The following is a 22,863-nucleotide window of genomic DNA, read 5'->3' as shown; positions in this document are numbered from 1 at the left end:
CTTCTGAACGCCGGACACGCCCTGTACAAGGTTGGCGGCACGGATGGCTTCTGCCTGGGTCAGCAGGCCCATCATGTAGACGATGCCATTATCGGTGACGATCTTGATGCGCGAGCCGGGTACACCGCTGTCGGTGAGCATCTGCGCCTTGATCTTGGTGGTCAGCAGCGCATCGTTGCTGATGGCCAGCAGGGTGATCGGGTCCATGACCTGCAGCTCGTTGTGGACCTTCTTGACCCGCTGGACCGTCGAGGCGGCTTGTTCGGCCTGGGCCTTGAGGTCGGCACGCGGCGTCTGCCCGGCCAGCAGTACCACGCCGTTGAAGCTGGTGACCACAATGCGCGAGGCGCCGTTGCCCAGGTCGGTAGCGGCCTTGGCGACGTTGACCTTGACCTTGGTTTCGATCAGCGAATCGTCGATGGTGCTGCCAAAAGTGCGTGTGCCCCGGTCATCCTGAATGGGTGTGTCGCGTGTCGCAGTGATTGCCGTGCTGCACCCGCTGATGGCGAGGCACAGCGTAATGGCCAAAAGGCTGAGGCGGTTAACGGTCATTCTTCACTCCCGAACAGTTGGCTGTCGATCAGATCGCACAGGCAGTGGATCGCCAGCAGGTGGACTTCTTGAATGCGTGCAGTGACGTTGGCCGGGACACGGATCTCCACGTCCTCAGGCAATAACAGTGAGGCCATGCCGCCGCCGTCGCGCCCGGTCAAGGCTACGACAATCATTTCGCGGTCATGTGCGGCCTGGATCGCTTGAATAATGTTCGCCGAGTTGCCGCTGGTAGAAATAGCCAGCAACACATCGCCGGGTTGGCCCAGGGCGCGTATCTGCTTGGAGAAGATTTCGTTGTAGCTGTAGTCGTTGGCGATCGAAGTGATCGTCGACGAGTCGGTGGTCAGCGCGATGGCCGGCAGGCTCGGGCGCTCGCGCTCGAAGCGGTTGAGCAGCTCGGAGGAAAAGTGCTGGGCATCACCGGCCGAACCGCCGTTGCCGCACGAAAGCATCTTGCCCTCGTTGAGCAAGGCATTGACCATGACCTGACTGGCTTGCTCGATGTGCGGTGCAAGTACGTCCATCGCCTGTTGCTTGGTGTCGATGCTGGCCTGGAAAAGCTGGCGAATTCGGGATTGCATGTCCATCTGTGTGACCTTAAGTAGCGCGGCTGTTTGGCACAGAAATGTGCAGCCCGCAAAGCAAAGAGCAAAAGTGTGTGGTGAAGATATCCGGGCAATCAGCTGTCGAAGGCATTCTTGAGCCAGTTCAAATCAGCTGGGCCTGCCGGTGTGCTTTCCATGGCAACCACATCGAAACGGCAGGGGCTGTCAGCCCAGCGATGCTCTTTTTGCAGGAAAAACTGCGCGGCGAGTATCAGCTTCTGACGCTTGCGCCCATCGATACTGGCGAGCGCGCCACCCCATTGTGCGTGTTTTCTGTAGCGGACTTCGACGAATACTACTGTATCGCCGTCAAGCATGACCAGATCAAGCTCACCGCGTTTACATAACCAGTTCTGCGCCAGAAGACGCAGACCCTGTTGTTGCAGATAGTTCAGAGCTTGCAGTTCGGCGTCCTTGCCGCTTTGTGCGCTGGACCGCTCGAGCATCAGCGCGGGGTGTCCGGCAGGCGTTGAATCTCGCCGCCGACGAACTTCGCCCATGGCATCTGGCGGTCAACACGCTGGTAGGCGCCGATACCCAGGTTGCCCGACAGGCCGTCAACGCGAGTGTCCGGCAATGCCTTGAGTTGGCCCAGGCGCGGTGCCAGGCGGTAGGCGTCCACGCCCATCGCATACAGGCGGCCAAGGCTGCCATTGGCCTGTGGCCATTGCGCGGCAACCTGGTTGCGCAGCGGGTCGGTGGTGTTGAGCAACCACGGGGTTTCGCAGAACATCACGTTGGTCATGTCCAGGTACTGGTTTTTGTCGCCGCTGGCGCTGAACACGTGGGACGTCGCATACACAGGTACATCACCGGCGTACTGGAAGTTAAGTGTCGGTTTGATCTGCTGGGCCAGTTGCGGCGTCACAGCCAGGAAGATGAACTCGATGTCCTGGCGGCGCGAAGGTTGCGCGGCGACGTCGGTGCCGACGGTGCTTTGCAGGCTCTTGGCGCGGCCTTCGCTTTTACGCAGCTGGAACAGGTCAGCAATCTGCTGGGCGAGGGCCACTGGCTGATCGACGTACTCGACACCGACGACGGTGCCGCCGTTGGCTTCCCAGTCCTGACGGAAGGCTTTATAGACGCGCTCACCCCATTCGCCACGCGGCACCATGGCGGCGGCGCGGTGCAGGCCGTCGGCACGGGCGCGACGCGAGACTTCGCGGGCTTCGTCTTCAGCGGCCAGGCCGAACTGGAACAGTTGCGGCGGGTTTTCGTTAAGTTCGCTGTAGTTCAGGCCCAGGGTGGTGATCGGCAATTGCCCGCGGGAGGCGAGCTGCTTGACCAGTGGTTTCTCCAGCGGGCCGACTACCAGTTGCACGCCGGCAGCCTGGGCCTTGGCGTAGAAGTCGTCGAGGGAGGTCAGGCGCGAGCTGTCATAGAACTCGATCACCGGCGGCTTCTGCCCGGCTTGTTCAGCCTGGAAGTGCGCCGCCATGAAGCCTTCGCGCAGCGCCTTGCCGACCGCCGCCAAAGGGCCTTCCTGCGGCAGCAGCAACGCGATTTTGGTCAGCGGCTGGCTGGCCAGCTCCTTGAGCTTGGTCAGCGGGGTCGGCAGGTTGACTGCCGCCGGGTGGCCTGGGTTCTGCGCGCGCCAGGTATCAATGGCGGCTTGCTGTTGTTCCAGGGTGCCGGCGCCTTTGATTGCCTGGGCCAGGGTGATCCAGCCGTCGAGGGTCGGGTTGCCGCTGGCTTGCAATTGCTCTGCAGGCAGCGCGGCGACCAGCGCCCAGATGGCTTCGTGGTTGCTCTTGGCGGCATCACCCGTCAGCAACGGGGCCATGGCCACCCGCTCACGCGCGGCAGCCATAGTCTGGCCATCGGCTTCATAGGCGCGAGCATGCACGGTGCCGGTACGGATCTGCTGGTCAGTCGGCAGCTCCTTCAGGCTTTGCAGGCTGGGGTGGTTCAGGGCGGCCAGAGCCGCTTTGGGTTGGTTGCGCGCCATGGCCAGTTCCGCGGCCAGGGTGCTGGCAAAGACTTGTGCGGCCGGCTTCAGGACATCCAGGGGCACCTGCGCAAGAATCTGCGACGAGCGGCCAGGGTTGTTCTGGTGGTAGGCCAGGTCTGCCGCACTCAGGCGCAGCATCGCGGCCTTTTCTGGCGTACTGGCCTTGGTGGCCTGTTCGAGCAGTTGCTCGATACTGGCATCCGGGGTCCGGGGGAGGTCGCCAAGGCTGGACGAGGGCGAGCTGGCGCACGCGGCCAGTAAGGCAGCGAGGCAGAGGGCGGAGAGCAGCCGCAGGCAAGCGATCATGTAAGTGTTCCTGATACCGATCAAATTAGCGTGGAATTGTACCCAAGCACTGGCCCAGGCGCGATGTTACTGGCGTGAAACCATCGATTTAGGTCGTGTAAATGTTGCGAGCCGGCATCGATGGCCGACCTCGAGGGCATATTATCGGGGCGCCTACGCGCTACAATGCGACTTTTCCTTACCATCGAGGTGTGCGTTTTGACTGCTCCAGGTCCTTTGAATTCCACTGCAGGCTCGCTTTTTGTCGTGGCGACGCCCATTGGCAACCTGGACGACATCAGTGCTCGGGCGCTGAAAGTGTTGCGTGACGTAAAATTGATCGCGGCGGAAGACACGCGGCACTCCCAGCGTTTGATGCAGCATTTTGGCATCAGCACGCCATTAGCCGCGTGCCATGAGCATAACGAGCGCGAAGAAGGCAGCCGTTTTATCACGCGCTTGCTGGCGGGTGACGATGTGGCATTGATCTCGGATGCCGGCACTCCGTTGATTTCCGACCCTGGCTATCACCTGGTTCGCCAGGCGCGTGCCGCTGGTATCAATGTAGTGCCAGTTCCGGGAGCGTGCGCGCTGATTGCGGCATTATCGGCCGCCGGGTTGCCGTCGGACCGTTTTATCTTCGAAGGTTTCCTGCCCGCCAAGGCGGTTGGGCGCCGTGCGCGACTGCAAGCGTTAAAGGAAGAGCCGCGTACGTTGATCTTTTACGAGGCGCCGCACCGCATTCTCGAGTGCTTGCAGGACATGGAGCTGGTGTTCGGCGGCGAACGCCTGGCGCTGTTGGCTCGGGAGCTGACCAAGACCTTCGAGACCCTCAAAGGCTTGCCGTTGGAAGAGCTGCGTGCGTTCGTTGAGGGCGACAGCAACCAGCAGCGCGGTGAGTGCGTGGTGCTGGTGGCCGGCTGGACCGCACCGGAAAATGAAGACGCGGTGGGCAGCGAGGCTATGCGCATCCTGGATCTGCTGCTTAAGGAAATGCCCCTGAAGCGTGCGGCAGCCCTGGCGGCTGAGATTACCGGCTTGCGTAAGAACGTGCTGTATCAAGTCGCGCTGGATAAGCAGAAAGCCGAATAGTTCCGGGGTTACGCCGGTATCCCGTCCGAACGTGATGGCATTGCTGCACTTTTAATACTTGTCCTCAAGCCGTCGTGCCGTTAACCTGCGCGGCGGAGAGTCGATTGGACAGTCGCTGCCCTCTATGAAAATTAGGGGGGGGAGGAAAGTCCGGGCTCCATAGGGCGAAGTGCCAGGTAATGCCTGGGAGGCGTGAGCCTACGGAAAGTGCCACAGAAAATAACCGCCTAAGCACTTCGGTGCCGGTAAGGGTGAAAAGGTGCGGTAAGAGCGCACCGCACGACTGGCAACAGTTCGTGGCTAGGTAAACCCCACTTGGAGCAAGACCAAATAGGGTCCCAAGGCGTGGCCCGCGCTGGGACCGGGTAGGTTGCTAAAGATGTCCAGTGATGGCCATCGTAGACGAATGACTGTTCAAGACAGAACCCGGCTTACAGATCGACTCTCCACCTTTTTCCTTCTGCCCGAATCTCGGGCAGAAAACCGGTAGTAACGCAAGAATCCCTCCCTGCCAAATCATTTGCAGATGCATCTTCGTAATACCAAAAAAATCTTACTCTTAATAAATTACTTTAACTTTAAGCCGTAGCTCCATGAGCTATTTGCGGTTGCTGAGTCAAAAACATCGCCAAACTCGCGTTTCTCCTCCTTTTACGTTCCTAAATCTCCGTTCTGTAAGGCTTTTCCTTGAATCCGCGCCTTGACGGTGTGGTGGGCGCATTCCTATAGTGTGCGCAAGTGGCGGAAAGTGGCACAAAGTGGGTTTTTTGAACGTAAAACGCTAAAATTTGGAGAAGCGCATCTGTGTTTCGCGGAGCTAACGCTATCAGTCTCGATGCAAAAGGCCGTCTCGCCATGCCGAGCCGGTATCGTGACGAGCTCATTTCGCGAAGTTCAGGCCAGTTAATCATCACGATTGACGCCGTTGACCCTTGTTTGTGTGTTTACCCCCTCGATGAGTGGGAGTTGATCGAAACCAAGTTGCGCGCTCTGCCTTCATTGCGTGAAGAAAACCGCCGCCTGCAGCGTCTGCTGATCGGTAATGCCGTCGACCTTGAACTCGATGGCAGTGGTCGTTTCCTGGTGCCGCCGCGCTTGCGCGAGTACGCCAAGCTGGATAAGCGCGCAATGCTGGTGGGCCAGCTGAACAAGTTCCAATTGTGGGACGAAGATGCCTGGGATGCTGTTTCTGCAGCAGACCTGGCTGCTATTCAACAACCGGGCGCTATGCCTGATGAACTGCGTGATTTGATCCTGTGACTATTGATAGCGGCTTTAACCACATCACCGTACTGCTTGACGAAGCCGTTGAGGCTCTCGCCGTACGCGCGGATGGCTGCTATGTGGATGGCACCTTCGGCAGGGGCGGGCACAGCCGGTTGATACTCAGCCAGCTCGGCTCCGACGGTAAACTCCTCGGGTTCGACAAAGACCCTCAAGCGATTGCCACCGGGCAAGCGCTAGCGGCCGAAGACGGCCGCTTTGTCGTTGTGCAGCGCAGCTTTGCCGAGCTGGGTGCCGAAGTCGCCGAGCGCGGCATGGCAGGTAAGGTAGCCGGGGTTTTGCTCGACTTGGGCGTATCTTCGCCACAGCTTGACGACCCCGAGCGCGGCTTCAGTTTCATGAACGACGGCCCGCTCGACATGCGCATGGACCCGACTCGTGGCATCAGCGCTGCGCAGTTCATCGCCACTGCACCCCATGAAGAAATTACTCGCGTGTTCAAGGAATACGGCGAAGAACGCTTCGCCGGCCGCATGGCCCGTGCCGTGGTTGAGCGCCGTGAAATCCAGCCGTTCGAGCGCACCGCCGACCTGGCTGAAGTACTCAAGGTCGCAAACCCTGCGTGGGAAAAGGGCAAGAACCCGGCAACCCGTGCGTTCCAGGGGCTGCGCATTCACGTCAATAACGAACTGGGCGATCTGGAAGCCGGCCTCGAAGCCGCACTGGATGCCTTGGAAGTGGGTGGTCGCCTGGTGGTGATCAGCTTCCACTCCCTGGAAGACCGCATCGTCAAACTGTTCATGCGTCGTCTGGTCAAGGGCGAGTCCGATAACCTGCCGCGCAACCTGCCGGTGCGTTTCGAAGCCTTTGTGCCGAAAATCAAAATCCATGGCAAAGCGCAGTTCGCCTCCGAAGCCGAACTCAAGGCCAACCCACGTTCCCGTAGCGCCGTTATGCGCGTCGCGGAGAAGCTGCGGTGAGCAAGCTTTTCGCCAAGCCCCTCCCGGGCGGCAGCTTCTTTATGTTGCTGTTGTTTGTCGGCGTGCTGGTGTCCGCAATTGCGGTGTCTTACAGCGCCCACTACAACCGTCAATTGCTTAACACCCTGTACGGGGAATTGAGCGTGCGTGACAAAGCGCAGGCGGAATGGGGCCGGTTGATCCTTGAGCAAAGCACCTGGACGGCCCATAGCCGTATCGAAGTGCTGGCCACCGAACAGCTGAAAATGCACATTCCTGGTGCGGCCGAAGTGCGGATGGTGGCGCCATGATGAAACTTGAAGGTGCACTTTACCCGTGGCGCTTTCGCCTGATGCTCGGCATCTTGGCTTTGATGGCCGGCGCGATTGCATGGCGGATTATCGACCTGCAAGTGATCGACCGCGACTTCCTGATCGGCGAGGGTAATGCCCGTAGCCTGCGGCATATCCCGATTCCTGCGCACCGCGGCCTGATCACCGACCGTAACGGCGAGCCTCTGGCCGTGAGTACGCCGGTGACCACCCTGTGGGCCAATGCCAAGGAGCTGCAAACCGCCAAGGACAAATGGCCTGAGCTGGCTGCCGCGCTGGGCCAGGACCCTAAAGCCTTGAGCGAGCGTCTGGAAGCCCAGGCCAACAAGGAATTCATCTATCTGGTGCGTGGGCTGACGCCTGAGCAGGGCCAGCAAGTGCTCGACCTTAAAGTCCCCGGTGTCTATGGCATCGAGGAGTTTCGTCGTTTCTACCCGGCGGGTGAAACCACCGCGCATATGGTTGGCTTTACCGACATTGATGACCACGGCCGTGAAGGTGTGGAGCTGGCCTACGACGAATGGCTGGCCGGCGTGCCCGGCAAACGGCAGGTCATCAAGGATCGACGCGGCAGACTGATTAAAGATGTTCAGGTGACCAAAAACGCCAAGGCCGGTAAGCCCTTGGCGTTGTCGATTGACCTGCGTCTGCAGTACCTGGCCAACCGCGAGCTGCGTAACGCGATCATCGAGAACGGCGCCAAGGCCGGTAGCCTGGTGATCATGGACGTCAAGACCGGCGAGATCCTCGCCATGGTCAACCAGCCGACCTACAACCCGAACAACCGTCGCAACCTGCAACCGGCGATGATGCGTAACCGCGCCATGATCGACGTGTTCGAGCCGGGTTCGACCATGAAAGCCATTTCCATGAGTGCCGCCCTGGAAACCGGGCGCTGGAAGCCGAGCGACAAGGTCGAGGTTTACCCAGGCACCTTGCAGCTGGGCAAATACACCATTCGTGACGTGTCCCGCAGCGAAGGTCCGGTGTTGGATTTGACAGGCATCCTGATCAACTCCAGTAACGTCGGCATGAGTAAGGTCGCCTTCGATATCGGCGGCGAAACCATCTATCACCTGGCGCAAAAAATCGGTTTGGGCCAACCCACCGGCCTGGATTTCCCAGGCGAGCGCGTGGGCAACCTGCCGAACTACCGCGACTGGAAAAAAGCCGAGACTGCCACGCTCTCCTACGGCTACGGCCTGTCGGTAACCGCGATCCAGCTGGCCCATGCGTTCTCTGTATTGGCCAATAATGGCCGTATGGTTCCACTGAGCTTGATCCACGTCGACGAAGCGCCGAAAGCCACCCAGGTAATCCCGGAAAAAGTCGCCAAGACCATACAAGGCATGCTGCAACAAGTGATCGAAGCCCCGCGCGGTGTGTTCCGGGCACAGGTGCCGGCTTATCACGTGGCTGGCAAGTCCGGTACTGCACGTAAAACCTCGGTCGGCACCAAGGGCTACGCCGAAAACTCTTACCGCTCGCTGTTCGCCGGCTTCGGTCCGATGAGCGATCCGCGCTACGCCATCGTCGTAGTGATTGATGAACCGAGCAAGGCCGGCTACTTCGGTGGCCTGGTGTCGGCTCCGGTATTCAGCAAAGTGATGTCCGGCACCCTGCGCCTGATGAATATCACGCCGGACAACCTGCCGCCGACTCAACAAGCGAACGCAGGACCACCGGCCGCAGCTGGCAAAGCCAATGGAGGGCGCGGCTGATGTCTCTTAGCCTGAACAAGATTTTTGCCCACGCCGGACGCGATCTGCTGATTCGTGAATTGAGCCTGGACAGCCGTAATGTACGCGCCGGTGATCTGTTCCTGGCGGTGCCCGGCGGCAAGCTCGATGGCCGTGCACATATCGCCGATGCCCTGCAACGAGGCGCGGCCGCCGTGGCGTATGAAGTGGAAGGCGCCACCGTGCTGCCGATCACCGACGTGCCCTTGATTCCGGTCAAGGGCCTGGCCGCGCAACTGTCGGACATCGCCGGGCGTTTTTATGGTGACCCGAGCCGTCAGTTGAACCTGATCGGTGTGACTGGCACCAACGGCAAGACCAGCGTGACCCAATTGGTTGCGCAGGCACTCGACCTGCTGGGCCAGCATTGCGGCATCGTCGGCACCCTGGGCACGGGTTTTTACGGTGCGCTGCAAAGCGGCCTGCACACCACGCCGAACCCGATCGCCGTGCAAGCGACCCTGGCCGACCTGAAAAAGGCCGGTGCCAAGGCGGTTGCCATGGAAGTGTCATCCCACGGTCTGGACCAGGGCCGTGTGACTGCCTTGGCGTTTGACGTGGCGGTGATGACCAACCTGTCTCGCGACCACCTCGACTACCACGGCACCATGGAGGCGTACGCCGCCGCCAAGGCCAAGCTGTTCGCCTGGAATGACCTGAAGTGCCGGGTGGTAAACCTGGATGACGCATTCGGCCGCCAACTGGCTGCCGAAGACAGCGAAGCACGCCTGATCACCTACAGCCTGGAAGATTCCAGCGCGTATCTGTATTGCCGTGAAACCCAATTTAATGACGAAGGCGTGCTCGCCACGCTGGTCACGCCCCAGGGCGAACACCACTTGCGCAGCACCTTGCTCGGGCGTTTCAACCTGAGCAACGTGCTTGCGGCTGTTGGCGCATTACTTGGCCTGGATTACGCCCTGGACGAAATCCTGCGCGTGCTGCCCAAGCTCGAAGGCCCGGCCGGTCGCATGCAGCGTTTGGGGGGCGGCTCGCAGCCACTGGTGGTGGTCGATTACGCCCACACGCCGGACGCGCTGGAAAAAGTCCTCGAAGCCCTGCGCCCACACGCCAAGGGCAAATTGCTCTGCCTGTTCGGCTGCGGCGGTGACCGTGATCGCGGCAAGCGCCCGCTGATGGCTGAAATCGTCGAGCGCCTGGCCGATGGCGTGCTCGTGACCGACGACAACCCACGCAGCGAAGACCCGAACCAGATTTTCGACGACATCCGTGTCGGCTTTAAAGACGCCACCAAGGCCACCTTCGTTGCCGGTCGCGGTGCCGCCATTGCCCAGCTGATCGCCAGCGCCAGTGCTGAGGACGTGGTGGTACTGGCTGGTAAAGGTCACGAGGACTACCAGGAAATCAACGGCGAACGCCATGCCTTCTCCGATCTGGTCGAGGCTGATCACGCCCTGACTGCCTGGGAGGTCGCCCATGCTTAAAGCGATGAAGTTCAGCGAACTGACCCAGGCCTTGTCGGCCCGCGTAGTGTCGAGCGATTGCAGCTTCGACGGCGTCAGTATCGACAGTCGCAACATCAAGCCGGGGCAGCTGTTTATTGCACTGGCCGGCCCGCGTTTCGATGGGCACGACTACCTGAACGAAGTAGCCGCCAAAGGTGCCGTGGGTGCCTTGGTGCAGCGTGAAGTCACGGACTCGACGCTGCCGCAATTGCTGGTCGCCGATACCCGCCTGGCCCTCGGGCTGTTGGGCGCGCTGAACCGCGCCGCATTTGATAAGCCCGTTGCCGCCATCACTGGCTCCAGCGGCAAAACCACGGTCAAGGAACTTCTTGCCGGCGTGCTGCGCACGCGCGGGCCGGTGCTCGCCACCCGTGGCAACCTGAACAATGATTTCGGCGCTCCATTGACCCTGCTCGAACTGGCCCCGGAACACACGGCGGCGGTAATCGAGCTGGGCGCTTCGCGCGTCGGCGAAATTGCTTACACCGTGGCGCTGACCAAGCCTCACGTGGCAATTATCAACAATGCCGGCACCGCCCACGTGGGCGAGTTCGGTGGCCCGGAAAAAATCGTCGAAGCCAAGGGCGAAATCCTCGAAGGCCTCGATGCCTCGGGCACCGCAGTATTGAACCTCGACGACAAGGCCTTCGAGACCTGGCGTGTGCGCGCCGCCGGTCGCAAGGTGCTGACGTTTGCCGTGCTCAACGCGGCGGCTGATTTCCACGCAGCCGACATCACCGTCGACGCCCGTGGTTGCCCGTCCTTCACCTTGCACACACCGCAAGGCAGCGAGCACGTGCAACTGAACCTGCTGGGCAACCATAACGTCGCCAATGCCTTGGCCGCCGCCGCTGCCGCCTCCGCACTGGGCGTATCGCTGTTCGGTATCGCCACCGGCCTGGGCGCGGTGCAGCCGGTCAAAGGCCGCACCGTGGCACAACTGGCGACCAATGGCATGCGTGTGATTGATGACACCTACAACGCCAACCAGTCCTCCGTCTGCGCCGCTATTGACCTGCTTAAAAGCTTCGCCGGGCGCAAGGTGCTGGTGCTGGGCGATATCGCCGAATTGGGCGACTGGGCCGAGCAGTCCCACCGTGAAGTCGGCGCCTACGCGAGCGGTAAAGTCGACGCGCTTTACGCCGTTGGCCCGAACATGGCCCACGCCGTTGACGCCTTCGGCCTCGGTGCGCGGCATTTCGCTACCCAGGCCGAGCTGATCCAGGCGCTGGTGGCGGCTGAACACGACAAACACACAACCATTTTGATCAAGGGATCGCGCAGCGCGGTGATGGAAAACGTCGTCGCGGCCTTGTGTGGCTCAAGTACGGAGAAACATTAATGCTGCTGCTGCTGGCTGAGTATCTGCAACAGTTCCACAAAGGCTTCGCGGTCTTTCAGTACCTGACCCTGCGCGGGATCCTGGGTGTGCTGACTGCGCTGTCTTTGTCGCTGTTCCTGGGGCCGTGGATGATCCGCACCCTGCAGAACCTGCAAATTGGTCAATCGGTTCGTAATGACGGCCCGCAGTCGCACCTGTCCAAATCCGGCACCCCGACCATGGGCGGTGCGCTGATCCTGTCTTCCATCGGTATCAGCACCTTGCTGTGGGCCGACCTGCATAACCGCTACGTGTGGACGGTGTTGCTGGTGACCCTGTTGTTCGGCGCGATCGGCTGGGTCGATGACTACCGCAAAGTGATCGAGAAAAACTCCAAGGGTTTGCCCAGCCGCTGGAAGTACTTCTGGCAGTCGGTGTTTGGCCTTGGCGCTGCGATCTTCCTGTACATGACCGCGCCAAGCGCCGTCGAAACCACCTTGATCATTCCGATGCTCAAGGACGCCAGCATTCCACTGGGCGTTGGCTTTGTGGTGCTGACCTACTTCGTGATCGTCGGCTCCAGCAACGCGGTGAACCTGACTGATGGCCTCGACGGCCTGGCGATCATGCCGACCGTGATGGTCGGTGGCGCGCTCGGCATCTTCTGCTACCTGTCGGGTAACGTAAAATTCGCTGAATACCTGCTGATCCCTTATGTGCCCGGCGCAGGTGAGTTGATCGTGTTCTGCGGCGCCCTGATCGGTGCCGGCCTGGGTTTCCTGTGGTTCAACACCTATCCCGCCCAAGTCTTTATGGGCGACGTCGGCGCGCTGGCGCTGGGCGCAGCCTTGGGCACCATCGCGGTGATCGTCCGCCAGGAAATCGTGTTGTTCATCATGGGCGGTGTGTTCGTGATGGAAACCCTGTCGGTGGTCATCCAGGTGGCCTCCTTCAAATTGACCGGGCGCCGCGTGTTCCGTATGGCGCCGATTCACCACCACTTTGAACTCAAGGGCTGGCCAGAGCCGCGTGTGATTGTCCGTTTCTGGATCATCACCGTGATTCTGGTACTGGTCGGCCTTGCCACCCTGAAACTGAGGTAGAAACGAGTGTCCCTGATCGCTTCAGACCACTTCCGCATCGTTGTCGGCCTCGGCAAGAGCGGCATGTCCCTGGTTCGCTTCCTGGCGAACCAGGGCACGTCGTTTGCCGTGGCTGATACGCGGGAAAATCCACCGGAGCTGGTCACGCTGCGCCGTGACTACCCGCACGTGGAAGTGCGTTGTGGCGAGCTGGATGTCGAGTTTCTGTGCCGTGCCGATGAGCTCTACGTGAGCCCCGGCCTGGCCTTGGCGACACCGGCCCTGCAAGCGGCAGCGGCGCGTGGCGTGAAGCTGTCTGGCGACATCGACCTGTTTGCGCGCTATGCGAAGGCACCGATCGTGGCCATCAGCGGCTCCAACGCGAAAAGCACCGTGACCACCCTGGTCGGCGAGATGGCGGCTGCGGCCGGCAAGCGCGTGGCCGTGGGCGGTAACCTCGGCACGCCAGCGCTGGACCTGCTCAGCGACGACATCGAGTTGTACGTGATGGAACTGTCGAGCTTCCAGCTCGAAACCACCCACGATCTGGGGGCTGAAGTCGCCACCGTGTTGAACGTGAGTGAAGACCACATGGACCGCTACAGCGGCCTGCCGGCGTACCACCTGGCCAAGCACCGGATTTTCCGTGGTGCCAGGCAATTTGTGGTCAACCGCCAGGATGCCCTGAGCCGTCCGCTGATGGGCGAAGGTATGCCCTGCTGGACCTTTGGCCTGGGCAAGCCGGATTTCAAAGCCTTCGGCATTCGCGAAGAGAACGGCGAGAAATACCTGGCCTTCGAATTCCAGAACCTGATGCCGGTACGTGAATTGAAAATCCGTGGCGCGCACAACCAATCCAATGCATTGGCGGCCCTGGCGTTGGGTCACGCCGTCGGCCTGCCATTTGATGCGATGCTGTCGAGCCTGCGCACCTTCGGCGGCCTCGAGCATCGCTGCCAGTGGGTACGCGACCTCAATGGCGTGAGCTACTACAACGATTCCAAGGCCACCAACGTGGGTGCCGCACTGGCTGCCATCGAAGGGCTCGGCGCTGATATCGACGGCAAGCTTGTGCTGATCGCCGGTGGCGACGGCAAGGGTGCCGACTTCAAAGACCTTAAAGGCCCGGTGGCTGCACATTGCCGCGCCGTGGTGCTGATCGGCCGTGACGCGGACTTGATCGCCGCCGCGTTGGGCGACGCAGTACCGCAGGTACGCGCCACCTCGCTGGACGATGCGATTGCTCAATGCAAGGCCCTGGCCCAGCCGGGGGATGCGGTGTTGCTGTCGCCGGCGTGCGCCAGTTTCGACATGTTCAAGAACTACGAAGAGCGCGGCCAGCTGTTCGCTCGCGCCGTGGAGGCCTTGGCATGAATTTCAGAAATATTATCAAGCCGTACCCGTCGCCGATCATCACAGGTCGCGGTATCGACCTCGACTTCCCAATGCTCGCCGGCTGCCTGGCGCTGCTGGGCCTGGGGTTGGTCATGATCACTTCGGCGTCCTCGGAAGTGGCCGCAGTGCAGTCGGGCAACACCCTGTACATGATGATCCGTCACCTGGTGTACCTGGTGATCGGTCTCGGCGCCTGCATCGTCACCATGATGATCCCTATCGCTACCTGGCAGCGCCTGGGTTGGCTGATGCTGATCGGCGCGTTTGGTTTGTTGATCATGGTGATCCTGCCCGGCATCGGCCGTGAGGTGAACGGTTCGATGCGCTGGATCGGCTTCGGCGCGTTTAACGTGCAGCCGTCGGAAATCGCCAAGGTGTTCGTGGTGATCTACCTCGCCGGTTACCTGGTCCGTCGCCAGAAAGAAGTACGCGAAAGCTGGATGGGCTTCTTCAAGCCGTTCATCGTGCTGCTGCCCATGGCTGGCCTGTTGCTGATGGAGCCCGACTTCGGTGCCACCGTCGTAATGATGGGCGCGGCGGCGGCGATGCTGTTTCTCGGCGGTGTGGGCTTGTTCCGGTTCGCCATGATGGTGGTGCTGGCGGTGGTCGCGGTTTACCTGCTGGTGGAAGCACAACCGTACCGTATGGCGCGCCTGATTACCTTTACCGACCCCTGGTCCGATCAGTTCGGCTCCGGCTACCAGTTGACCCAGGCGCTGATCGCCTTTGGTCGCGGCGGATGGCTGGGTGTTGGGCTGGGCAATAGCGTGCAGAAGCAGTTCTACCTGCCGGAAGCGCATACCGACTTCGTGTTCTCCGTGCTGGCCGAAGAACTCGGTGCCGTGGGTTCCCTGTGCACCGTTGCACTGTTCATGTTCGTCTGCGTACGGGCGCTTTACATCGGTCTTTGGGCCGAGAAAGCCAAGCAGTTTTTCGCAGCTTATGTCGCCTACGGCTTGGCGTTTTTGTGGATTGGTCAGGTGCTGATCAACATCGGGGTAAACATCGGTCGCTTGCCGACCAAGGGTTTGACCCTGCCGTTTCTCAGCTACGGCGGCAGCTCGTTGGTTATCTGCTGCGTGTGCCTGGGCTTGCTGCTGCGCATCGAGTGGGAGAGTCGCACCCACCTGGGCAGCGAAGAGATGGAATTCAGCGAGAGCGATTTTGCCGAGGAGCCGGACCATGGGCGCTAACGTGCTGATCATGGCAGGCGGCACCGGGGGCCATGTGTTCCCGGCCCTGGCTTGCGCGCGCGAATTCCAGAACCGTGGCTACACCGTGCATTGGCTCGGTACGCCACGTGGCATCGAAAACGAATTGGTCCCGAATGCCGGCTTGCCGCTGCACTTGATCAACGTCACCGGCTTGCGTGGCAAGGGCAAGTTGTCCCTGCTCAAGGCACCGTTCGTGTTGCTCAAGGCGGTGTGGCAGGCGCGCAAAGTGATTCGTGAGTTGAAGCCGGTGTGCGTGCTGGGCTTTGGTGGTTATGTGACTGGCCCTGGTGGTGTGGCCGCCAAGCTCGCTGGCGTACCGGTGATCGTGCACGAACAGAACGCCGTTGCCGGCACTGCCAACCGCCTGTTGGTGCCGTTGGCCAGCCGAGTGTGCGAGGCGTTCCCGAAGACCTTTGGCGCCTCGGACAAGTTGCGTACCACCGGCAACCCGGTGCGCACCGAACTGTTCATGGCCATTGCTCGTCAGGCGCTGGAGGGCCGTAAGCCACACTTGCTGATCCTGGGCGGAAGCCTGGGCGCGGAGCCGTTGAACAAACTGCTGCCCGAAGCCTTGGCGCTGCTGCCCGTGGACCTGCGTCCCGAAGTGTTCCACCAGGCCGGTAAAAACCACGATGAAATCACCGCTGCCCGCTATCGCGAGGCCGGTGTCGAGGCGAATGTACAGCCTTTCATCAAAGACATGGCCCATGCCTATGGCTGGGCCGACCTGGTGGTCTGTCGCGCTGGTGCGCTGACCGTCAGTGAATTGGCCGCCGCCGGTCTGCCGTCCTTGCTGGTGCCTTTGCCCCACGCCATCGACGATCACCAGACCCGCAACGCCGAATATTTGGCCGGGGAGGGCGCTGCCTTCCTGCTGCCGCAAAGAACGACTGGCGCCGCCGATTTGGCCGCACGCCTGACCGAGGTTTTGATGCAACCGGAACGACTCAACAGCATGGCGAGCACCGCAAGCCGCCTGGCTAAACCTGACGCAACCCGTACCGTGGTCGATATCTGCCTGGAGGTGGCCCATGGTTGAGAATCAGAAAGCCATGCCGCAGCCCGAAATGCGCCGCATCCGTCGTATCCACTTCGTCGGCATCGGCGGCGTGGGCATGTGCGGGATTGCCGAAGTGCTGCTGAACCTGGGTTATCAGGTATCCGGCTCGGACTTGAAAGAGTCGCCGGTGACCGATCGCCTGAAAACCTTCGGCGCACAGATCTTTATCGGCCACCGCGCCGAGAACGCCGCCGAGGCTGACGTGCTGGTAGTGTCCAGCGCCGTGAACACCTCCAACCCGGAAGTGGCCACCGCCCTTGAGCGCCGTATTCCAGTGGTGCCGCGCGCCGAGATGCTGGCCGAGCTGATGCGCTATCGCCACGGTATCGCCGTGGCCGGTACGCACGGCAAAACCACCACCACCAGCCTGATCGCCTCGGTGTTCGCCGCCGGTGGCCTGGACCCGACCTTCGTGATTGGTGGCCGCCTGAATGCAGCCGGCACCAATGCCCAGCTCGGCACCAGCCGTTACCTGATCGCCGAAGCCGATGAAAGTGATGCGAGCTTCCTGCACCTGCAGCCGCTGGTCGCTGTCGTTACCAACATCGACGAAGACCACATGGCCACCTACGACGGTGACTTCAACAAGTTGAAGAAAACCTTCGTCGAGTTCCTGCACAACCTGCCGTTCTACGGTTTGGCCGTGGTGTGCCTGGACGATCCGGTGGTGCGTGAGATCCTGCCATCGGTCAAACGCCCAACCGTGACCTACGGCTTCAGCGAAGACGCCGACGTGCGCGCGATCAATGTGCGCCAGGAAGGCATGCAAACCTTCTTCACCGTGCTGCGCCCTGACCGCGAGCCGTTGGACGTATCGGTGAACATGCCGGGCAACCACAACGTATTGAATTCGCTGGCGACCATTTGCATTGCTTCCGATGAAGGCGTCAGCGATGAAGCCATCGTCGAAGGCCTGTCGCGCTTTGCCGGTGTCGGCCGGCGCTTCCAGGTCTACGGTCAACTGCCGGTAGAAGGCGGCGACGTGATGCTGGTGGACGACTACGGTCACCACCCAACTGAAGTTGCAGCCGTTATTAAAGCCGTGCGCGGTGGCTGGCCGGAGCGCCGTCTGGTGATGGTTTACCAGCCGCATCGCTACAGCCGCACCCGCGACCTGTACGACGACTTTGTGAATGTATTGGCCGATGCCAACGTGCTGCTGCTGATGGAAGTCTACCCGGCCGGTGAAGAGCCGATTCCGGGCGCCGACAGCCGCAAGCTGTGCAACAGCATCCGTCAGCGTGGCCAGTTGGACCCAATCTACATCGAGCGCGGTGTGGACCTGGCGCCGATCGTCAAGCCGCTGCTGCGTGCCGGTGACATCCTGCTGTGCCAGGGCGCCGGTGATATCGGTGGCCTTGCGCCCAAGCTGCTCGCCAGCCCGCTGTTTGCGGCTGCAAAGGGGAAGTCGAAATGATCACGCATTACGACACCCTGTTCTCGACCATCACGCCTGCCGACTTCGGCCGCGTAGCGGTATTGTTCGGCGGCAAGAGCGCTGAGCGCGAAGTCTCGCTCAAGTCCGGCAATGCCGTACTGGAAGCGCTGCAAAGCGCCGGCGTAAACGCATTCGGTATCGATGTGGGCGATGATTTCCTTGCCCGCTTGCAGGCCGAGAAGATCGACCGTGCCTTCATCATCCTGCACGGCCGTGGCGGTGAAGACGGCAGCATGCAAGGCTTGCTCGAGTGCGCTGGCATCCCTTACACCGGCAGCGGAATCCTCGCTTCGGCACTGGCCATGGACAAGTTGCGCACCAAGCAGGTGTGGCACAGCCTGGGTATTCCAACCCCACGTCACAGCGTGCTGTGCAGCGAAGACGATTGTATTTCTGCAGCCAAGGAACTGGGCCTGCCTTTGATCGTCAAACCTGCCCATGAAGGCTCCAGTATCGGCATGGCCAAAGTGAACTCGGCCGCCGAATTGATCGACGCATGGAAAGCGGCAAGTACCTACGATTCGCAAGTGTTGGTGGAACAGTGGATCCAGGGTCCCGAGTACACCATCGCCACCCTGCGTGGCCAGGTATTGCCGCCTATCGCATTGGGCACGCCCCACACCTTTTACGACTACGACGCCAAGTACGTGGCTTCCGATACTCAGTACCGGATCCCGTGTGGCCTCGACGCAACCAAGGAACAGGAATTGATGGACCTCACGGCGAAAGCCTGTGAGGCACTGGGTATCGCCGGTTGGGCGCGGGCAGACGTGATGCAGGATGACCAAGGGAATTTCTGGTTCCTTGAAGTCAACACCGCTCCCGGCATGACCGATCACAGCCTGGTACCTATGGCAGCCCGTGCTGCCGGTCTGGACTTCCAGCAGTTAGTGCTGGCGATTCTGGCCGCAAGCATTGAGCCAAGAGGCTAACCCCATGAACGGCGCATCGCTTCGTCATCAGCAACCTCCAGTGCCCAGCCGCAAGCCGGTGCCTCGAGGTGCCAGCCGAATGGTGGCTAAAGAGCCGATGTCGGCGCGCCTGCCGAAAGCCAACTTTGGTTTTCTCAAAGCGCTGTTCTGGCCGGTGTTGCTGGTGGCGTTGGGCTTCGGTACTTACGAGGGCGCACAACGCCTGTTGCCGTATGCCGACCGGCCGATCACCAAGATCAGCGTGCAGGGCGACTTGAGCTACATCAGCCAGCAAGCGGTACAGCAGCGCATCGGCCCGTACCTGGCGGCGAGCTTCTTTACCATCGACCTGGCGGGTATGCGCGCAGAACTGGAACAGATGCCGTGGATCGCTCACGCCGAAGTCCGCCGTGTATGGCCGGACCAGGTGACGATTCGTCTGGAAGAACAACTGCCCGTGGCCCGTTGGGGCGATGGCGCACTGTTGAACAACCAGGGCCAGGCGTTCGCGCCGCGTGAGGTGGCCAACTATGAGCACCTGCCGCAGTTGTTCGGGCCACAGCGGGCGCAGCAGCAAGTGATGCAGCAGTACCAGGCGCTGAGCCAGATGCTGCGGCCACTGGGTTTCTCCATCGCACGCCTGGAATTGCGTGAGCGGGGCAGCTGGTTTTTGACCACCGGGGCAGGCAGTTCCGGCCCGGGCATCGAGTTGTTGCTGGGACGCGACCGCTTGGTGGAAAAGATGCGCCGCTTTATTGCCATCTATGACAAGACCTTGAAAGAACAGATTACGAACATTGCGAGCGTCGACCTGCGTTACGCCAACGGCCTGGCCGTCGGCTGGCGTGAACCAGCTGCGCCGACGACAGCCAAACCCGCTGTCGCGAAGAATTAAGAAGAGGCAGGACCCATGGCAAACGTGCAAAGCGGAAAAATGATCGTCGGTCTCGATATCGGCACCTCCAAGGTGGTGGCGCTGGTCGGCGAGGTCGGGGAAGACGGTGTGATCGAAATCGTCGGTATCGGCACGCATCCGTCCCGGGGCCTGAAGAAGGGCGTGGTGGTGAACATCGAGTCCACCGTGCAGTCGATCCAGCGCGCCATTGAAGAAGCGCAGCTGATGGCCGGTTGCCGGATTCACTCGGCGTTCGTCGGCGTGGCCGGCAACCATATCCGTAGCCTGAACTCCCACGGCATCGTGGCGATCCGTGATCGTGAAGTCAGCTCGGCCGACCTTGAACGCGTACTCGACGCCGCCCAGGCCGTGGCGATCCCGGCTGACCAGCGCGTGCTGCACACCTTGCCGCAGGACTACGTGATCGATAACCAGGAAGGCGTGCGTGAGCCGCTGGGCATGTCGGGCGTGCGCCTGGAAGCCAAGGTTCACGTGGTGACCTGTGCCGTCAACGCCGCACAGAACATTGAAAAATGCGTGCGCCGCTGCGGCCTGGAAATCGACGACATCATTCTTGAGCAGTTGGCCTCGGCCTACTCAGTACTCACCGACGACGAAAAAGAGCTGGGCGTGTGCCTGGTCGACATCGGCGGTGGCACCACCGACATCGCGATCTTCACCGAAGGTGCGATCCGTCACACCGCCGTGATCCCGATTGCGGGCGACCAGGTCACCAACGACATCGCCATGGCGCTGCGTACACCGACCCAGTACGCCGAAGAAATCAAGATCCGCTACGCCTGCGCCCTGGCCAAACTGGCCGGTGCCGGTGAAACCATCAAGGTGCCGAGCGTGGGCGACCGTCCACCGCGCGAACTGTCGCGCCAGGCCCTGGCCGAAGTGGTCGAACCACGCTACGACGAGCTGTTCACCCTGATCCAGGCTGAGCTGCGCCGCAGCGGCTACGAAGATTTGATCCCGGCCGGCATCGTGCTGACCGGTGGCACCTCGAAGATGGAAGGCGCGGTCGAACTGGCCGAGGAAATCTTCCATATGCCAGTGCGCCTGGGCGTGCCCCATGGCGTCAAAGGCCTGGGCGACGTAGTGCGCAACCCGATTTATTCCACCGGCGTGGGCTTGCTGTTGTACGGGCTGCAAAAGCAGACCGACGGCATTTCCCTGTCGGGCCCGAGCATCCGTGACAGCTACCGTGGCGGCGACGATGAAGCCAAAGCGCCGTTGTTCGAGCGGTTGCAGGCTTGGGTAAAAGGCAATTTCTAACGATTTACCGCAACACCGCAGTAAGTAGTAGGCGAAAAAACTAGAGAAAACGAAAGGAGAGGGAACATGTTCGAACTCGTAGACAACATCCCCGCAAGCCCGGTTATCAAAGTAATCGGTGTTGGCGGTGGCGGCGGCAACGCTGTCAATCACATGGTCAAGAGCAACATTGAAGGCGTTGAATTCATCTGCGCCAACACTGATGCCCAGGCGCTGAAAAGCATCGGCGCGCGGACCATCCTGCAATTGGGCACAGCCGTGACCAAGGGCCTCGGCGCTGGCGCCAACCCGGAAGTCGGCCGTCAAGCCGCGCTGGAAGACCGCGAGCGTATTGCTGAAGTGCTGCAAGGCACCAACATGGTGTTCATCACCACCGGCATGGGCGGCGGTACCGGTACCGGTGCTGCTCCGATCATTGCCGAAGTGGCCAAGGAAATGGGGATTCTGACCGTTGCTGTCGTGACGCGTCCGTTCCCGTTCGAAGGTCGCAAGCGCATGCAGATCGCCGACGAAGGTATCCGTCTGCTGTCTGAAAGCGTCGACTCGTTGATCACCATCCCCAACGAGAAGCTGCTGACCATCCTGGGCAAGGACGCAAGCCTGCTGTCCGCATTCGCCAAGGCTGACGATGTACTGGCCGGTGCCGTTCGCGGTATCTCCGACATCATCAAGCGCCCAGGCATGATCAACGTCGACTTTGCCGACGTGCGTACCGTGATGAGCGAAATGGGCATGGCGATGATGGGCACTGGCTGCGCCAGCGGTCCGAACCGTGCACGCGAAGCCACTGAAGCGGCGATCCGCAACCCGTTGCTCGAAGACGTGAACCTGCAAGGTGCACGCGGCATCCTGGTGAACATCACCGCCGGCCCTGACCTGTCCCTGGGTGAGTACTCCGACGTGGGTAGCATCATCGAAGCCTTCGCTTCCGAGCACGCGATGGTCAAAGTCGGTACCGTTATCGACCCGGACATGCGCGACGAACTGCACGTGACCGTGGTTGCCACCGGCCTGGGCGCAAAAATCGAGAAGCCTGTAAAGGTCATCGACAATACCGTTCACACCGGCCACAACAGCCACAACAGCCACGCCAGCCAGCAAGCTGCCGCTCCAGCGCCTGCGCGCCAGGAACTGCCGTCTGTGAACTATCGTGACCTGGACCGTCCGACCGTGATGCGCAACCAGGCTCAGGCCGGTGCTGCGGCGTCCCGTAGCCCGAATCCGCAAGATGACCTGGACTACCTGGACATCCCGGCATTCTTGCGTCGTCAGGCCGATTAATGGAATGTATCAGGGCTATGAAGGTGATTGGTGTTCAGCAAAGGTCTGGTCTGTTATTATCGCCAGCCTTTGTTGATACCAGTTCGCAATTTGCGCTGAAGCGGTCCAAGCCATGATTAAACAACGCACCCTGAAGAATATTATCCGTGCCACAGGTGTAGGTCTGCACTCCGGGGAGAAGGTATACCTGACCCTCAAGCCCGCACCTGTCGACACCGGCATCGTGTTTGTTCGTGCCGACCTGGACCCTGTGGTGCAGATTCCTGCTCGCGCGGAAAATGTTGGCGAAACCACGATGTCGACCACGTTGGTCAACGGTGACGTCAAAGTGGACACGGTGGAGCACTTGCTCTCGGCCATGGCTGGCCTGGGCATCGATAACGCCTACGTCGAGCTCTCCGCGTCCGAAGTCCCCATCATGGATGGCAGCGCTGGACCCTTCGTATTCTTGATTCAATCTGCCGGCCTGGAAGAACAGGACGCAGCCAAGAAGTTCATTCGCATTCTGCGGGAAGTGACAGTAGAAGACGGCGACAAGCGCGCTACCTTCGTCCCGTTCGAAGGCTTTAAAGTGAGCTTTGAGATCGATTTCGATCACCCGGTATTCCGTGACCGCACCCAAAGTGCAAGCGTGGATTTTTCCAGCACTTCGTTCGTAAAAGAAGTCAGCCGCGCCCGTACCTTTGGTTTCATGAGTGACATCGAGTACCTGCGCAAGCACAACCTCGCACTCGGCGGCAGCGTTGAAAACGCCATTGTGGTCGACGCGGATGGTGT

General features: G+C 60.9%; 21 protein-coding genes and 1 other RNA gene. 18 read left to right on the top strand and 4 right to left on the bottom strand.

The annotated features are described in order from the left end of the window. From FEM54_RS02645 to FEM54_RS02630, 4 genes are all read right to left on the bottom strand, one after another. A partial coding sequence (locus tag FEM54_RS02645) for a BON domain-containing protein (protein ID WP_138449367.1) occupies positions 1 to 552 on the bottom strand: 552 nt, incomplete at its 3' end. Continuing rightward, positions 549 to 1,142 (bottom strand): phosphoheptose isomerase, encoded by a 594-nt coding sequence (locus tag FEM54_RS02640; RefSeq protein ID WP_007904374.1) that lies wholly within the window; start codon positions 1,140 to 1,142, stop codon positions 549 to 551. The genes FEM54_RS02645 and FEM54_RS02640, both read right to left, overlap by 4 nt. 92 nt (positions 1,143 to 1,234) lie before the next feature. Further along, positions 1,235 to 1,606: a YraN family protein gene (locus FEM54_RS02635; RefSeq protein ID WP_017138195.1), complete on the bottom strand. Its 372-nt coding sequence runs from the start codon at positions 1,604 to 1,606 to the stop codon at positions 1,235 to 1,237. Continuing rightward, positions 1,606 to 3,417, bottom strand: coding sequence for a penicillin-binding protein activator (locus FEM54_RS02630; RefSeq protein ID WP_017138194.1), 1,812 nt, complete (start codon positions 3,415 to 3,417; stop codon positions 1,606 to 1,608). The genes FEM54_RS02635 and FEM54_RS02630 overlap by 1 nt, the downstream gene beginning before the upstream one ends. Positions 3,418 to 3,582: 165 nt before the next feature. Here FEM54_RS02630 and rsmI point away from each other — a divergent pair, with 165 nt between their 5' ends. From rsmI to lpxC, 18 genes are all read left to right on the top strand, one after another. Further along, positions 3,583 to 4,488 carry a 16S rRNA (cytidine(1402)-2'-O)-methyltransferase gene (gene rsmI, locus FEM54_RS02625; protein WP_017138193.1) on the top strand — a complete coding sequence of 302 codons (906 nt, stop codon included), beginning with the start codon at positions 3,583 to 3,585 and terminating at the stop codon, positions 4,486 to 4,488. A gap of 96 nt (positions 4,489 to 4,584) precedes the next feature. Further along, positions 4,585 to 4,938, top strand: an RNA gene (rnpB, locus tag FEM54_RS02620) — RNase P RNA component class A. Between the two features lie 354 nt (positions 4,939 to 5,292). Next, positions 5,293 to 5,748 (top strand): division/cell wall cluster transcriptional repressor MraZ, encoded by a 456-nt coding sequence (gene mraZ / locus FEM54_RS02615; RefSeq protein WP_003171868.1) that lies wholly within the window; start codon positions 5,293 to 5,295, stop codon positions 5,746 to 5,748. Further along, positions 5,745 to 6,692 (top strand): 16S rRNA (cytosine(1402)-N(4))-methyltransferase RsmH, encoded by a 948-nt coding sequence (rsmH, locus tag FEM54_RS02610; protein ID WP_017138192.1) that lies wholly within the window; start codon positions 5,745 to 5,747, stop codon positions 6,690 to 6,692. Before mraZ ends, rsmH begins: the two co-directional genes overlap by 4 nt. Further along, the gene (gene ftsL / locus FEM54_RS02605; protein ID WP_003216203.1) at positions 6,689 to 6,982 is read left to right on the top strand and encodes a cell division protein FtsL; all 294 of its coding nucleotides are present in this window, start codon (positions 6,689 to 6,691) and stop codon (positions 6,980 to 6,982) included. Before rsmH ends, ftsL begins: the two co-directional genes overlap by 4 nt. Beyond that, on the top strand, positions 6,982 to 8,724 hold the full coding sequence (locus FEM54_RS02600) for a peptidoglycan D,D-transpeptidase FtsI family protein (RefSeq protein ID WP_171045785.1): 1,743 nt from the start codon (positions 6,982 to 6,984) through the stop codon (positions 8,722 to 8,724). Before ftsL ends, FEM54_RS02600 begins: the two co-directional genes overlap by 1 nt. Continuing rightward, entirely contained in the window at positions 8,724 to 10,187 is a 1,464-nt protein-coding gene (locus FEM54_RS02595; protein WP_138449363.1) for a UDP-N-acetylmuramoyl-L-alanyl-D-glutamate--2,6-diaminopimelate ligase, read from the top strand. The genes FEM54_RS02600 and FEM54_RS02595 overlap by 1 nt, the downstream gene beginning before the upstream one ends. Beyond that, positions 10,180 to 11,550, top strand: coding sequence for a UDP-N-acetylmuramoyl-tripeptide--D-alanyl-D-alanine ligase (locus tag FEM54_RS02590; RefSeq protein ID WP_017138189.1), 1,371 nt, complete (start codon positions 10,180 to 10,182; stop codon positions 11,548 to 11,550). Before FEM54_RS02595 ends, FEM54_RS02590 begins: the two co-directional genes overlap by 8 nt. Beyond that, positions 11,550 to 12,632, top strand: a complete 1,083-nt coding sequence (gene mraY / locus FEM54_RS02585; protein ID WP_017138188.1) for a phospho-N-acetylmuramoyl-pentapeptide-transferase — start codon at positions 11,550 to 11,552, stop codon at positions 12,630 to 12,632. Before FEM54_RS02590 ends, mraY begins: the two co-directional genes overlap by 1 nt. 6 nt (positions 12,633 to 12,638) lie before the next feature. Further along, positions 12,639 to 13,985 carry a UDP-N-acetylmuramoyl-L-alanine--D-glutamate ligase gene (gene murD / locus FEM54_RS02580; protein ID WP_138449361.1) on the top strand — a complete coding sequence of 449 codons (1,347 nt, stop codon included), beginning with the start codon at positions 12,639 to 12,641 and terminating at the stop codon, positions 13,983 to 13,985. Then, positions 13,982 to 15,199, top strand: a complete 1,218-nt coding sequence (gene ftsW / locus FEM54_RS02575; RefSeq protein WP_020372698.1) for a putative lipid II flippase FtsW — start codon at positions 13,982 to 13,984, stop codon at positions 15,197 to 15,199. Before murD ends, ftsW begins: the two co-directional genes overlap by 4 nt. Further along, positions 15,189 to 16,259 carry an undecaprenyldiphospho-muramoylpentapeptide beta-N-acetylglucosaminyltransferase gene (gene murG / locus FEM54_RS02570; RefSeq protein WP_017138185.1) on the top strand — a complete coding sequence of 357 codons (1,071 nt, stop codon included), beginning with the start codon at positions 15,189 to 15,191 and terminating at the stop codon, positions 16,257 to 16,259. The genes ftsW and murG overlap by 11 nt, the downstream gene beginning before the upstream one ends. Beyond that, the gene (gene murC, locus FEM54_RS02565) at positions 16,252 to 17,697 is read left to right on the top strand and encodes a UDP-N-acetylmuramate--L-alanine ligase (protein WP_017138184.1); all 1,446 of its coding nucleotides are present in this window, start codon (positions 16,252 to 16,254) and stop codon (positions 17,695 to 17,697) included. Before murG ends, murC begins: the two co-directional genes overlap by 8 nt. Then, the gene (locus tag FEM54_RS02560; RefSeq protein WP_017138183.1) at positions 17,694 to 18,650 is read left to right on the top strand and encodes a D-alanine--D-alanine ligase; all 957 of its coding nucleotides are present in this window, start codon (positions 17,694 to 17,696) and stop codon (positions 18,648 to 18,650) included. Before murC ends, FEM54_RS02560 begins: the two co-directional genes overlap by 4 nt. A gap of 4 nt (positions 18,651 to 18,654) precedes the next feature. Next, positions 18,655 to 19,524: a cell division protein FtsQ/DivIB gene (locus tag FEM54_RS02555; RefSeq protein ID WP_017138182.1), complete on the top strand. Its 870-nt coding sequence runs from the start codon at positions 18,655 to 18,657 to the stop codon at positions 19,522 to 19,524. Positions 19,525 to 19,539: 15 nt separating this feature from the next. Beyond that, positions 19,540 to 20,805, top strand: a complete 1,266-nt coding sequence (gene ftsA, locus FEM54_RS02550; RefSeq protein ID WP_017138181.1) for a cell division protein FtsA — start codon at positions 19,540 to 19,542, stop codon at positions 20,803 to 20,805. 66 nt (positions 20,806 to 20,871) lie between these two features. Next, on the top strand, positions 20,872 to 22,086 hold the full coding sequence (gene ftsZ, locus FEM54_RS02545) for a cell division protein FtsZ (RefSeq protein ID WP_099548412.1): 1,215 nt from the start codon (positions 20,872 to 20,874) through the stop codon (positions 22,084 to 22,086). Between the two features lie 112 nt (positions 22,087 to 22,198). Beyond that, positions 22,199 to 22,863 (top strand): UDP-3-O-acyl-N-acetylglucosamine deacetylase (gene lpxC, locus FEM54_RS02540; RefSeq protein ID WP_138449359.1); only part of this gene is annotated, 665 nt, incomplete at its 3' end.

Source organism: Pseudomonas edaphica (assembly GCF_005863185.1).
Lineage (GTDB): Bacteria > Pseudomonadota > Gammaproteobacteria > Pseudomonadales > Pseudomonadaceae > Aquipseudomonas > Aquipseudomonas edaphica.
The sequence above is the reverse complement of the archived record's forward strand: the minus strand, read 5'-3'. Positions and strand labels throughout refer to the sequence as shown.

Coding starts and splice junctions, on each gene's coding strand:
- FEM54_RS02640 (WP_007904374.1), bottom strand. CDS start 1,142: ATGGACATGCAATCCCGAATTCGCCAGCTTTTCCAGGCCAGCATCGAC.
- FEM54_RS02635 (WP_017138195.1), bottom strand. CDS start 1,606: ATGCTCGAGCGGTCCAGCGCACAAAGCGGCAAGGACGCCGAACTGCAA.
- FEM54_RS02630 (WP_017138194.1), bottom strand. CDS start 3,417: ATGATCGCTTGCCTGCGGCTGCTCTCCGCCCTCTGCCTCGCTGCCTTA.
- rsmI (WP_017138193.1), top strand. CDS start 3,583: ATGCGACTTTTCCTTACCATCGAGGTGTGCGTTTTGACTGCTCCAGGT.
- FEM54_RS02600 (WP_171045785.1), top strand. CDS start 6,982: ATGAAACTTGAAGGTGCACTTTACCCGTGGCGCTTTCGCCTGATGCTC.
- FEM54_RS02595 (WP_138449363.1), top strand. CDS start 8,724: ATGTCTCTTAGCCTGAACAAGATTTTTGCCCACGCCGGACGCGATCTG.
- FEM54_RS02590 (WP_017138189.1), top strand. CDS start 10,180: ATGCTTAAAGCGATGAAGTTCAGCGAACTGACCCAGGCCTTGTCGGCC.
- mraY (WP_017138188.1), top strand. CDS start 11,550: ATGCTGCTGCTGCTGGCTGAGTATCTGCAACAGTTCCACAAAGGCTTC.
- ftsW (WP_020372698.1), top strand. CDS start 13,982: ATGAATTTCAGAAATATTATCAAGCCGTACCCGTCGCCGATCATCACA.
- murG (WP_017138185.1), top strand. CDS start 15,189: ATGGGCGCTAACGTGCTGATCATGGCAGGCGGCACCGGGGGCCATGTG.
- murC (WP_017138184.1), top strand. CDS start 16,252: ATGGTTGAGAATCAGAAAGCCATGCCGCAGCCCGAAATGCGCCGCATC.
- FEM54_RS02560 (WP_017138183.1), top strand. CDS start 17,694: ATGATCACGCATTACGACACCCTGTTCTCGACCATCACGCCTGCCGAC.
- FEM54_RS02555 (WP_017138182.1), top strand. CDS start 18,655: ATGAACGGCGCATCGCTTCGTCATCAGCAACCTCCAGTGCCCAGCCGC.
- ftsA (WP_017138181.1), top strand. CDS start 19,540: ATGGCAAACGTGCAAAGCGGAAAAATGATCGTCGGTCTCGATATCGGC.
- ftsZ (WP_099548412.1), top strand. CDS start 20,872: ATGTTCGAACTCGTAGACAACATCCCCGCAAGCCCGGTTATCAAAGTA.